The sequence below is a fragment of the Ruminococcus sp. genome, from assembly GCF_045129435.1.
Taxonomy (GTDB): domain Bacteria; phylum Bacillota; class Clostridia; order Oscillospirales; family Acutalibacteraceae; genus Ruminococcoides.
In genome coordinates this window covers 1-13,051 of record NZ_JBGVJL010000028.1, presented here as the reverse complement: position 1 = coordinate 13,051, position 13,051 = coordinate 1, and the positions used below count along the sequence as shown (strand labels likewise).

The 13,051-nt window shown below is 38.5% G+C and carries 10 protein-coding genes; 9 read left to right on the top strand and 1 reads right to left on the bottom strand.

The window, feature by feature from the left end; translation table 11 throughout:
- Window positions 1-114 precede the first annotated feature (114 nt).
- The 7 genes from ACJMMI_RS01285 (at window position 115) to ACJMMI_RS01255 (ending at window position 8,280) form a co-directional block, all read left to right on the top strand.
- A complete protein-coding gene (locus ACJMMI_RS01285) occupies window positions 115-1,170 on the top strand; it encodes an NAD(P)-dependent alcohol dehydrogenase (protein ID WP_405352780.1) in 1,056 nt (351 codons plus the stop codon).
- 36 nt (window positions 1,171-1,206) lie between these two features.
- A complete protein-coding gene (locus ACJMMI_RS01280; RefSeq protein ID WP_405352778.1) occupies window positions 1,207-2,046 on the top strand; it encodes a ketose-bisphosphate aldolase in 840 nt (279 codons plus the stop codon).
- A complete protein-coding gene (locus ACJMMI_RS01275) occupies window positions 2,046-3,011 on the top strand; it encodes a carbohydrate kinase family protein (RefSeq protein WP_405352776.1) in 966 nt (321 codons plus the stop codon). Before ACJMMI_RS01280 ends, ACJMMI_RS01275 begins: the two co-directional genes overlap by 1 nt.
- Window positions 3,012-3,088: 77 nt before the next feature.
- On the top strand, window positions 3,089-4,084 hold the full coding sequence (locus ACJMMI_RS01270; protein WP_405352774.1) for an aldo/keto reductase: 996 nt from the start codon (window positions 3,089-3,091) through the stop codon (window positions 4,082-4,084).
- A gap of 238 nt (window positions 4,085-4,322) precedes the next feature.
- Window positions 4,323-5,078, top strand: coding sequence for a DeoR/GlpR family DNA-binding transcription regulator (locus ACJMMI_RS01265; protein WP_405352772.1), 756 nt, complete (start codon window positions 4,323-4,325; stop codon window positions 5,076-5,078).
- Between the two features lie 200 nt (window positions 5,079-5,278).
- Window positions 5,279-6,628 (top strand): dicarboxylate/amino acid:cation symporter, encoded by a 1,350-nt coding sequence (locus ACJMMI_RS01260; protein WP_405352770.1) that lies wholly within the window; start codon window positions 5,279-5,281, stop codon window positions 6,626-6,628.
- A 326-nt stretch (window positions 6,629-6,954) separates the two neighbouring features.
- Entirely contained in the window at window positions 6,955-8,280 is a 1,326-nt protein-coding gene (locus ACJMMI_RS01255) for an MATE family efflux transporter (RefSeq protein ID WP_405352768.1), read from the top strand.
- 77 nt (window positions 8,281-8,357) lie between these two features.
- Here ACJMMI_RS01255 and ACJMMI_RS01250 read toward each other — a convergent pair whose 3' ends face one another.
- A complete protein-coding gene (locus ACJMMI_RS01250; RefSeq protein ID WP_405352767.1) occupies window positions 8,358-9,698 on the bottom strand; it encodes a hypothetical protein in 1,341 nt (446 codons plus the stop codon).
- 348 nt (window positions 9,699-10,046) lie between these two features.
- Here ACJMMI_RS01250 and ACJMMI_RS01245 point away from each other — a divergent pair, with 348 nt between their 5' ends.
- Both ACJMMI_RS01245 and ACJMMI_RS01240 read left to right on the top strand, forming a co-directional pair.
- Entirely contained in the window at window positions 10,047-12,080 is a 2,034-nt protein-coding gene (locus tag ACJMMI_RS01245; protein WP_405352765.1) for a starch-binding protein, read from the top strand.
- 16 nt (window positions 12,081-12,096) lie between these two features.
- Window positions 12,097-12,906, top strand: coding sequence for an enhanced serine sensitivity protein SseB (locus tag ACJMMI_RS01240; RefSeq protein WP_405352763.1), 810 nt, complete (start codon window positions 12,097-12,099; stop codon window positions 12,904-12,906).
- Window positions 12,907-13,051: the final 145 nt, after the last annotated feature.

Here is a 13,051-nt window from a genome sequence, read left to right as displayed (position 1 = left end):
AAGACATCGGTGCAGTAGATTAATTTACAAATAAGTTCATTGGCATATTATTTACTCGTTTGGCACCCGATTAATTTCGGGTGCCAAGGCAAAACCAAATAGGGGGTTCTCGTTATGAAAAATTCAGAAGCAATTTTAGTTACACCTAAGCAGTTTGAAATTCAGGAATGTGCAGTTCCTGAGCCAAAAGATAATGAAATCTTAATGAAAGTTGAATATGTTGGTATGTGTGGTTCAGATATTCACGGTTTTGAGTTTGGCCCATTCATTCCACCTAAGGATCCAAATCAGAAAATAGGTCTTGGTCATGAGGTAGCAGGAGAGGTCGTTAAGGTTGGTGCTAAGGTTACCAAGTTTAAGGTTGGCGACAAGGTTCTCATTGAGCCCGGTGTACCTGATGATTCATGTGAATATTGCCGTACAGGCAGATATAATATTTGCCCTAATGTAGATTTTATGGCTACACAGCCTAACTACAAGGGTGCACTCACTCAGTATATGACTCATCCGGAGGAGTGGACATATCACATTCCTGAGGGTATGACAACAATGGAAGCAGCTCTTGTTGAGCCGGCAGCAGTAGGTATGCATGCAGCAATTCTCGGCGGTGCTCAGCTTGGTAAGAGTATTGTAATCTTAGGCGGCGGTACTATCGGTCTTATGGTACTTCAGGCTTGTAAGAGCCTTGGTGCTACTGATATTACAGTTGTTGATATTATGCAGAAGCGTCTTGACCTTGCACTTAAGCTTGGTGCTACAAGAGTAATTAACGGTAAGGATCAGGATACAGTAGCAGTTCTTCGTTCACCGGAGCTTTACGGTGACCACGGTGTTGACCTTGTATTTGAAGCAGCAGGTTCTGCATTTACAGCACAGCAGGCAGTTCAAATTGTTGCTCGTGGCGGTAAAATTATGATGGTTGGCACACACTCAAAGCCTGTTCCGATTGACTTCCTCAAAATTAACAGAGAAGTTACAATTCAGACTTCATTCCGTTACTGCAATAACTTCCCTCAGACAATTGAGGCTATTGCAACAGGTAAGTTCAATGTTAAGGATATGGTTACAAATATCTACGATTATAAAGATGTTCAGCAGGCATTTATGGATGCTATCGACCCTGTTAAGAAAGCCGATATGGTTAAGGGTGTAATTAAAGTAGCTGAATAATTAAAATATACTATTACTAATGAAAGGTGATTAACTATGATTTCAGATATCAGATATTGGGAAAGAAAAGCAACAGAAGGCCATTATGCAATTCCACACTTTAATGTATGGAACGCTGAAATGCTTATGGGCGTTATAGATGCAGCTGAAGAACTCAGAGCTCCAATTATTATTTCATTCGGTACAGGCTTTACCGGCAACACTTCATTTGAAGATTATTGCTATATGATGGAGTCAATGGCAAAGAAGGCTACAGTACCTGTTATTCTCCACTGGGATCACGGCAGAAATATGACAATTCTCCACAATGCAGTAAATCATTGTATGAATTCTGTAATGCGTGACGCATCAGCTCTCCCATATGAGCAGAATGTTGCTGAAATCAAGAGATGTGTAGATTACTTCCACGCATACAACATTCCTGTTGAGGCTGAACTTGGTCATGTTGGTAATGAAACTGTATATGAAGAGGCTCTCTCAGAGTATCAGTACACAGACCCTACAAAGGCAAAGGAATTTGTTGAGAGAACAGGTTGTGACTCACTTGCTGTTGCTATCGGTAATGTTCACGGTGTATATTCATCAGAGCCAAAGCTTGCTTTTGATGTACTTGAAGCAGTAGCAAAAGAAGTAGATGTTCCACTCGTACTCCACGGTGCATCAGGTATCGGTGATGAGGACATCAAGAAGGCTATTTCACTCGGTATTGCTAAGATCAACATTCACACAGAGCTTTGCCAGGCTGCTATGGAAGCAGTAAATGCTCACAAGGACGAGCCATTCCTCGCTATGCAGCGTGAGGTTAGAAAGGCTGTTAAGGAAAGAGCTATGTACAAGATTAAATTATTTGGTGATGACGGAAGAGCTGATGAGTAATGAGTAATAAGAAATTAGATGTAATTTGTCTTGGTGCTGCGGTCGTAGATATTCCTCTGCGACCGGTATCAAGAGATATATTCGATATAGAATCATATCCGGTTGACCGCATTGCAATGTCAGTTGGCGGAGATGCAATGAACGAAGCTACAATTATCAGCCGACTTGGATTTAAGACAGGCATTATTGCTTGCATTGGTGATGATGCGGCAGGTCAGTTTATTCTTAAATCCTGCAAGCAGGATAATATAGATGTTGAGGGTATCAAGGTTGACCCTAATATTGATACATCAATGAACATTGGTCTTGTTACCGATGACGGCGAAAGAACATTCGTTACAAACCGCAACGGCAGCCTTTGGAAAGAGAACATTGAGCATGTTGATTTTGAAAAAATGAAGCAGGCAAAAATTCTTTCACTTGCAAGTATCTTTAACTGTCCGCTTCTTGACGGCAAGGCACTTGTAGAGATTTTTAAGGTTGCAAAAGCAGAGGGTATGACAATTACCGCTGATATGATTAAACCTCGCCTCGGTGAAACTCTTGATGATATTAAGGAAGCACTCAGCTATGTTGATTATTTCTTCCCTAATTTTGACGAAGCTTGTCTTATGACAGGCGAAACCGATGAAGCAAAGGTTGCCGATGTTCTTTATAATTGTGGTGTTAAAAATGTAATTATGAAGATAGGCAAGAGAGGCTGTTATATCCGTAATAAAGACGGTGCAATGATTGTTCCGGCTTGCAAGGGTGTAACTGCTATTGATACAATCGGTGCAGGCGATAACTTTGCGTCAGGTTTTATTTCAGCACTTTTACAGGGCAAGGATATTCGTGACTGCGGAATTTACGCAAATTGCACAGCCGCCATTTCTGTTCAGTATGTCGGTGCAACAACAGGCGTTAAGAACAAACAGATGGTAGAAGATATGCTTGAAAAATATCACAAGGATTATATTCTTTAAAAACACTTTGCGGCTGCCCTGCATTCCCCCATGCAGGGCAGGAAATCAACTTTAATATAAGAGAAAAGGTGATTACAATGAAGACAATGAAGCTTGGTAAAACAGGTATAGATATTTCAAGAATGGGACTTGGCACTTGGTCAATCGGCGGCGGCTCTGCATGGGGCGGCGACCATGATCTCCAGGTTGTTGTAGATACAATCCGTGAAGCTCCAAAGCTTGGTGTAAATCTTATTGATACAGCACCGGGTTATAACTTTGGTAACAGCGAAAAAATTCTCGGCAAGGCTCTTGAGGGTATGAACCGTGAAGATGTAGTTATCATCACAAAGTGCGGTGTTACATGGGATCAGGAAATGAAGGGCGATCTCTTCAACAAGGTAAACGGTATTCAGCTTTACAAAAACCTCAACAGTGCATCAATCAAAAGAGAGATTGAAGAGTCACTCAAGAGAATGGGTACAGACTATGTTGATGTTTATATGACACACTGGCAGTCAATCGAAGGCAGTGAGTACTATGTTCCGATTCAGAAGACAATGGAAGTTCTCAATGACCTCAAGGCTCAGGGTAAAATCAAGGCTATCGGTGCAGCCAATGTTGACATTAAGCAGATTGAAGAGTACCTCAAGTGGGGTGAGCTTGACATCGTTCAAGCTAAATATTCAATCCTTGACAGAGGCATTGAAGACGAGATTATTCCATGCTGCCGTGAAAACGGTGTTACAATTCAGGCTTATTCACCGCTTGAAATGGGACTTCTTTCAGGCACAATGCCAAGAGATTACAAGCCTGTTGGTGCTCAGATTCCTAAAAAATGGTTCCAGCCTGAGAATATGCAGAAAGCAATGGATGTAATGGATCAGTGGAAGCCACTTTGTGAGAAATACAATTGTACTATTGCTAACCTTGCACTTGCATGGATTCTTGCTCAGGGCGACTTTATCAACCTCCTCAGCGGCTCAACAACTGTTGAGCAGATTGCTGAAAATGTTAAATCAGCAGAGCTTGAGCTTGAGGCTTCTGATGTTGCTATGATGCGTGAAATGGTTGAAGCAATCGACAAAGATTAATTAGCTAACAAGTTTTTTCAATATATTTCGTTTATTTGTTTATGTGCTCCTTTTTAGTCAGCTGTCTGCGGTAATAGCTCAACCGCAGACAGCAACTAAAACCCAAAAAAGCATTTTTCTCCTAAATGTTAAAATTTTGTATTTATTTACATAAAGTCTTTACTTATTGTACAATAATTGTTAAAATATAATATAGATAGTTGGAGAGAGATACTATTGTTTTAGGAGAAATGTACCGATGGAAAAAAGAATAGATAAAATTAAAAAAGAAATAGAGCTTACAGGCGAGGTTTTTGTTACTGACCTTAGTATTAAATACAATGTTACTGAAGAAACTATTCGCCGTGACCTTGAAAAGCTAAAGAATGAGGGTCTTATTACAAGAACCTTTGGCGGAGCTGTACTTAATACAGCAACCCAGAAGGATCACATTCATTTCTTTAAAAGGCGTTCAATTAATAACGAAGAAAAGCGTAAGATAGCTCAGTTAGTTTGCCGCAAGCTTGCAGGTGTAAGCACAATTATGGCAGACAACAGCACCACTGTTATGGAGGTAATCAAGCTTATTAAAAATAATAAGGAAATTACAACTATCAGCTTCTCAACTCAGATTTTGCAGGAGCTTGACGGTGCACAGATGAAAGTTATCTCTACAGGCGGTACTTATGATGAAATCACACTTTCATTTCAGGGTACGCTCGCCAAAGAAAATATTGCAAGATATAATGTTGATGTGGCTTTGCTCAGTTGTAAAGCACTTGATGTAAAAAAAGGCATTATGGATTCCACAGAAGGAGAGGCAATTTTAAAGTCTGAAATGGCAAAGAGAGCCTCAAAAGTAATTCTTCTTGCGGACCATACGAAATTTAATCAGACAGCTTTTGTGAATTTCCTTACATGGAACGATGTTAATTGTATTGTTACAGATAGAAAGCCTGATGAAATGTGGCTTGATTTTTGTGAAAGCAATAATATTGAACTTTTGTATGAATAAATAATTAATTTTTAGCTGTCAGTATTTTTATTAATTTGAATATAAAGCCTTAGGGCTATACATTTATTTCGTGTTTACAATTTAATATTTTTCAGATGTTTTGATTATTGGTTATTATTGGTGGAAAAACTGCATATGTGGGGCTTTAATTATGCAGACACCTTGTTATAGCGTTTAGTGATTAAAAAGGAGATGTAGAAATGAAATCACAAAAACAAAAATCTTCAATAGTCAAGAAAATGCTGATAGCTGTTGCTGCTGGATTTGGTGTTGGTATTATCTGCCTTTTAATTAAGGCTCAGCTTATGGGCACAGATAATGAGGGTGTGTGGAAAGTAGTTGACGCTATTTTCTTCCAGGATATTACAGCCACAACCAAAATTGAAGGTATTGGACTCTTTTACATTGTTGGACAACTCTTTATGCGTGGACTTCAGATGATGATAGTTCCACTTGTACTTTGTTCTTTAAGCCTTGCTCTTTGCAGCCTTGCAGACCCTAAAAAGCTTGGCAGAATTGCAGGCAAAACATTTGTATGCTACCTTTGCTTCTATATAGTAGCTGCCGGACTTGCCGGTGCAGGTGCTTACTTTGTAAAGTCAATGGGTTGGTTCAATGTAAATTTACCTGATCAACAGGCTCAGGACCTTGTAACAATGGATGGTTACAATCCGCTTGTTACAGTGGTAAATGCTGTTCCTTCAAACATCATCAATGCTCTTTCCTCAAACAATGCAATCCTCTCAGTTGTAGTTGTTGCTATTGTTTTAGGACTTTGTATGACAGCCATGGGCGAAAAGGCTGATCCGTTAAAGAGAGTTATTGAAACATTAAATGATGTTGTTCAGATGACACTTAATTTTATAATTAACAAGGTTGCTCCTGTTGCTATTTTCTGTATGATAGCAAGAGCCTTTGCTGTATATGGTGTAGAGTACATTTCTCCTACACTCGTATGGATTGCAACAACTATTGTTGTAAGCCTTGTGCTTGTTGTTACAATCTATCCAATCGGAATTTTCCTCACAACTCGTTTAAATCCATTTACATTCCTTAAAAAGAGTGCAAAAATCGGTATGTTTGCTGCTGCCACAAACTCATCAGCCGCTACATTACCACTTAACACAAAGACTTGTACAGAAGAGCTTGGTTGCTCAAAAGACATTACAAGCTTTGTTTTGCCAACAGGTATGACCGTTAATATGAACGGCACAACTGCAATGCATATGATAGCAATTACATTTATTGCAACCGCAGCAGGTGTGGAAATTACCCCAGTAACACTTATGCTTACAGCTTTCTTGTCAATTTGTACCGCAATCGGTACTCCTGCTATTCCTGTAGCGGGCACAACAATGGTTTATGTTGTAATGATGGGACTCGGTTTAAATTCAGAGCTTTGTATGATCGGCTATTCTTTGATACTTGCTATGAATTACCTCCCAGGTATGGCTGTTATTACTCTTAATGTAATCGGCGATGCCGCAACAAATGTTATAGTTTGCAGTAAAGAGGGCAAACTTAACAAAGAAATCTACAACAAAAAGTAAGGTCTTTCTTTATGCCCCTTAAGAAAGCAACTTTAGCTCCCGTCTTTTGGCGGAAGCTTTTTTGTAAAACAAAGGTAAAAATCAATAGAAAATTCTGCAAAAAACTAAGGTTTTGTGTAAGTTTATTTTTTGGAAATATATGTTATTATTTGCTATAAAATATGTTTTTAAATGCTATGCTTTTTCAGCATTTTAATTCTTGACAAATCTGTAAAACAGTAATATTATATGTACGAAAAACAGAAAATGTGTAGAAAATGGAATAAAAAATAAACACTTCAAAAATATTTGATGTTGTTTTTGATGAAAGGGTAGAAGGGTAGTATATGTTTTCAAACAAATATATTCTAAGGCTTATTGTTCCACTTATCTTTGAACAGCTCCTTGCGGTGAGCGTAGGAATGGTTGACACATTTATGGTATCAACTGTAGGTCAGGTTGCGGTATCTGGCGTGGCACTTGTTGATAATATAAATAGGTTAATCATTCAGGTTATGGCGGCTTTTGCTACAGGTGGTCTTGTAATTGCAAGCCAGTATTTTGGATGCAAAGAAACAGAGCGAGCAAAGCAAACCTGTGCTCAGCTTGAAACTTTGATGATGATTTTCTCTGTAGCAGCAACAATCTTTTTCTGTATATTTACAAAACCGATGCTTTCGCTGATTTTTGGCTCGATTGAGCAGGATGTAATGGATGTTGCTTGCATTTATTTGTTCTTTACTGCTTTATCTTATCCGTTTTTGGGTATGTACAATGCAGGTGCGGCAATTTTCAGAAGTACGGGTAACAGCAAAATAAGTATGCAGATAAGTATTCTGATGAATGTAATCAATATCGGTCTAAATGCCGTGTTCGTTTATTGCTGTGGGCTTGGTGTTGCAGGCGTTGCACTTGCCACTCTAATAAGCAGAGTGGTGGCAGGATTTATTATGAGCGGATTTATTTTTTCAAAGAAGAACCCTATGGAGGTTCGTGAGATTAAAAAATTTATTCCTAAAAAAAGTTATGTAGTAAGAATTTTAAAAATTGGTATTCCGAGCGGTATTGAAAACGGAATGTTTCAGATTGGTAAAATCGTAGTTGTCGGAATGGTTGCAACTCTCGGCACAGACGCTATTGCGGCTAACTCAATAGCTTTCCAAATTATTGACTTCCCAAATATTCCGGGCACTTCAATCGGACTTGCAATGGTAACTATTATCGGACAATGTGTTGGTGCAAGAGATACCGAAGCTGCAAAGTATTATACCAAAAAGCTTATGATTATGACCTACATAGGTGACTGGGCTTGTAAATGGTTGCTGTTTGCATTTGCACCGCTTTTTGTAAATATATTCTCACTTTCACCTGTTGCAAGTGATACAGCAGTGTTCGTACTCAGATGCTTCTGTATTGCTTCTCTTGTAGGCTGGCCGCTAAGTTTTGCTCTGCCAAATGCTTTAAGAGCCGCAGGCGATGTAAACTTCTCTCTCGGTGTGAGTATGGTTTCAATGTGGGTATTCCGAATTATTTGCAGCTATATCCTTGTAATGGTGCTTGGTATGGGTGTGTTAGGAGTATGGATTGGAATGTTTGTTGACTGGTATGCAAGGGCAGTGGCTTATCTTGCAAGGTACCTTTCAGGCAGATGGAAAAAACACAGAATGATATAATTGTTAATAAAATAGCAAAGGCTCTCGAAATTAATCGAGAGCCCTTTTCTTGGGGTTATTATGTTTTGCTGGCTAAATTAATGATTATTCCTTTTTCTGATTGCGTATTTTCCGCAAATTAAAGAACCTAACGCAACAGTAAGAAGTATTGCAATGCTGAAATTAGAATTACCGGTTTTTACTGTGCTGTTGTTGCCGGAGTTTCCTTTTACCACAGAATCTGCGGTAGCAGTATTCTTAGTTGCAGCGGCAGTAGTGCCTGTTGCTGATGTAGCGTCAACAACTGCTGTGCTTGATGGAACTGTAGCAGAAGTTTCAGATGTTGCAGGCTCTGTAGCCTCTGTACTTGGCTGTTCAACTCTTTTGATGTAAGAAATTGATTCACCCTCAAGTGTTGTGAATGTAAGAATAGTTTTGCCGTTCTCTGTTGTTAATTCATACTTGCCTGCCTCAGTATGACCAGTTTCATCATTTACAGGTATGTAAATACCTGACTGTGCATTATCGGATTTGTTCTTACAATATGTATAGAATGTGTAACTGCTTGTATTAACAAAATTACCTTTTCCTTCAAGGTCAAGATATGTAGCACCTGTACCGTCTGAGTTGAGTACGCAGTACATCTGAGCATTGGCAAAGGTTGGATCTGATTTAAAATCTGTAACATCTGCGTCCCATATACCCGCAATTTCATTACGCTGTTTGGTGGTTTCTTCATTTACCATTTCAGATAAATTTTCAACGCAGAATAAAGCGATCACATTGTTAATTGTAGCCTCATTTTCTTCTGTAATTGCATCCTTCAAAATGCCTGAACCCATCCAGTTGGCGTATTTGCCTGTGTTGTACTGCAAAAGTTCCTCAACATTGCTGCCGTATCTGAATTCAATGTGATATGTAGTTTCAGGTGTATCTCCGCATATAAAGAAATACTTAAATTCATCATCATTATCGTCATTGCTTTCAAAAAGATAGCCCGGCATAATTCCGCTTATTGAATCTTCTCTTACAAAGCTATATGTATGAGTTTCTGTTGTGTTGTCATTTAACAGCACACTGATTTCTCCATTGTTAAATGTAATTTCTTTGGCACCATTAATAAACTTACAACAGAAAATGTTTTCTTCGGCTTCATTTCCGTATTTATCACCGCCAACTACTGATTTAAGCATAGTTACAGCTGTATCAGCCATTTCATCACCAACAACAGCAGCACTGTAATCATACCAAAGATGATTGTACTCCTCTTTAAAAATAGCGTCATCAAACAGCTGGCAGTATGTTCCGTTTAAATCCTGCATAAGCTGATTAGCTTCATCTTCTGAACTATTATCAGCCGCAAAAGCAGTTGCCGATAAAGAAGTGAATATAAGAGCAGATGTAATACCTGCAACAGCAAGTTTTTTAAATTTTCTCATAAAAATTCCCCTCTCAAATATTTATGTTAATAAGTTAGTTATAACTAACTTAAATTTATAACATATAACCACGAATTTTGTCAACTGTTTTTCTGAAAATATTTTTAAGGGATCTGAAAAATATATTTTGCATAATTTTATTGCTTGTGTTTTATAATTTTTGAAAAATTAAACTTACATCATAACCAAAAAATAAAAATATTTTTAGCTATTAGGTCGGATTTTTTAAAATAATTATAAAAAATACTAAAATACTATTTATTTTGCTGAGAAATAATGTTATAATATTTCTATCCTTGTGGTTTTCTTGCTGTAAGGACTTAATGAGTAACGAAAGATGGTGATTATTTGTTTAAAAGAATATTATCCGGTTTGTTAGTTTCTGCTTTGCTTACAGGTACAGTTGTGTGTATTACAGGCTGTTCAAATTCAAATCAGCAAAGCGGTTCCGAAGATAATAATTCAACTAATACTTCTACCGAGTATGCTCATGCTGATAAGATTGATGACGGTACAATTCTTCAATGCTTTTCATGGGATTTCAATACTATAAAGGAATCCATGGCTGATATTGCAGCTTCCGGTTACACAGCATTGCAGACTTCACCGATTAATGCCTGCTATGAAGGCGAAAACGGAGGAATGCAGCTTTACGGTGACGGAAAGTGGTACTACCATTATCAGCCTACTGATTTTAAGATTGGCAACTATCAGCTTGGTACTCGAGATGAATTCAAGGCTATGTGCGATGAGGCTGAAAAGTACGGCATAAAGGTTATTGTTGATGTTATCGCAAACCACACCACTCCTACAACAAGTGCAATAAGTCAAGATCTTATTGACGCAGGCGGTGGCAGTCTTGATACTCTTTATCATAAGAATAACGCTTATGATTTAACAGACTATTCAAACAGATTGGCTTGCACAACCTATAAAATGGGCGGATTACCCGACATTAACACAGAGCGTACCTCTTTTCAGGATTATTTCATTGAATTTCTCAATGATTGCATTGCTTGTGGTGCTGACGGTTTTCGCTATGATACCGCAAAGCACATTGGCTTGCCTGATGACCCAAAGGAAGATGACGGCTTTACAAATAACTTCTGGCAGAGAGTAACTACCGAGGTTAATAATGCCGATAATCTGTTTATGTACGGCGAAGTGCTTCAAGGCAACAACGAGAGAATTGCAGATTATATTGAAGCTATCGGTCACACCACAGCAAGTACATATGGCGGCAAAATCAGAAATGCAATTACAAACAATACTCTTTCAAAGGGTACAGTAAGTGACTATTGGCTTGGAAATGCTCCGCTTAATATGGTTACATGGGTTGAGTCACACGATAACTACATCAATGACGGCAACTGGTACAATATGACTAAGGAGCAGGTTATCCTTGGCTGGGCGGTTATTACTGCAAGAAAAGACGGTACACCTCTTTTCTTTGACAGACCGTACAATTCAAGCGTTGAAAACGAATGGGGAATGAACCGTATCGGCACAGAGGGTGACGATATGTACAAGGATAAAAGCGTAAAGGCTGTTAATTTCTTCCGCACCGCAATGATCGGTGAGGAAGAAAACATTGTAAATCCAAATTCAGATTCAACTGCCGTTATGATTGAAAGAGGAACAAAGGGTGCTGTAATTGTAAACACAAAGGATGAACTCAAAACTGGATTTGAAACAAATCTTGCAGACGGCACATATGTTGACCGAGTTGACGGCAAGACCGAATACACAGTTAAAAACGGCAAGCTTACTTCAACAGCAGACATTCCTGCAAACAGCGTTGTTGTTCTTTATAATGAGGGCTTCAAGGAATATGCAGATGCTGCAGAGGTTGGTGTTGCTGAAGATACAGTGTTTGACATTGAAAAGGGTAAGAGCGTAGATGTAACACTTACTTGTGCAAATACTGACAACGCTGAGTATGTACTCAACGATTCAAAAGCGGTTGCATACAAAAACGGAGATAAGATTACAGTATCTATTCCTGACGGCAGTGACAAGGCAACACTTGTGCTTACAGCTCAAAACTCAAACGGCGTAAAGACCTACGAAAGAGTTGAATTTTCCCCAATAGAAAAATATACTATTGAGAGCGGCACAAAGGTTTACTTTGAAAAACCGGCAAGCTGGGATGATCAGATTTTTGCATATGTCTATAATGATGAGATGTATGAAAACGAAACCTGGCCGGGAATTGAAATGACAAAGGAAAGCGACGGAAAGTACAGCTATTCCTTTACAAAAGATTGGGAAACACCGTACATAATCTTTAATGACGGTGATTTTGCAGACAGTCAGCAGTATCCGGGCAGCGGAGAAAACGGACTTGTTGTTGAAAAAGACAAAACCTATACTATAGAATAATCGGAGGATATATATTATGAGCGAAATGAAAATGGAAGGCAGCAAAGTGCCGGCAGAGCAGATTTTTAACCCAGACTTAAAAGAAGCTATTGTAAATATGCAGGAGAACAACACTCCTGAGAATATTAATAAGGTTATCGACCAAATTTTAAAGGCAAAGTTTATTTTGCCGGCAAAGGTTGTTCCGACAACTCAGGCTGTAACCGAGAACGGTAAAACTGTTATGAAGCAGGCTACACAGGTACAGTTCAGACTTCTTGAAAATCAGAATAAAGAAAAGTTCTTTGGACTCTTTACCGATACAGAGGAGCTTTACAAGTGGAAAGACACTGAGAATGCTCAAAAGGTTGTAACAGATTTTGACAGCATTTCTCAGATGGTAATGGATCCTACCTCGGGTGTGCTGGGCTTTGTTATCAATGCCTTTGGCAAGAGTGTTACTTTCCCTAAGCCAATGATTATTTCAATCAAACAACAGAAAGATTTCAACGCACTTAACAAGGATTTATTTAAGCACGGTGAGCAGATTAAAATCGGTGAGCCTAAGGATTATCCTATTGACCTTATGGCTACACTTATCAATCATTTCAGCTCACAGCCAAATGTAAATGTTGCTTTCCTCAGAATGATGGAGCATAGCGACAAGAAGAGCTTCCTTATTGTAATTGACTATGTAGGCGATTACAAGCAGACTGTAGATGCAATTCAGAAAGCTGCACAGCCACATCTTACAGATGATGTTGACCTCGTTGTAATGCCTGTTGCTATGGAAATGGCAAGAAACGCAATCAACGGTGTTGAGCCATTCTACAGAAAAGAAAAGTAATTTAATACTTGAATTTTTATGTAAAGCTTCCGATTTGTTCGGAAGCTTTATTTTGTGTCTGACAAATAGCAAGAGGTAGTCATAACTAACTATTTTTAAAAAATGCGAAAAAACACTTGATTTTATTTTTACAATAGTATATAAT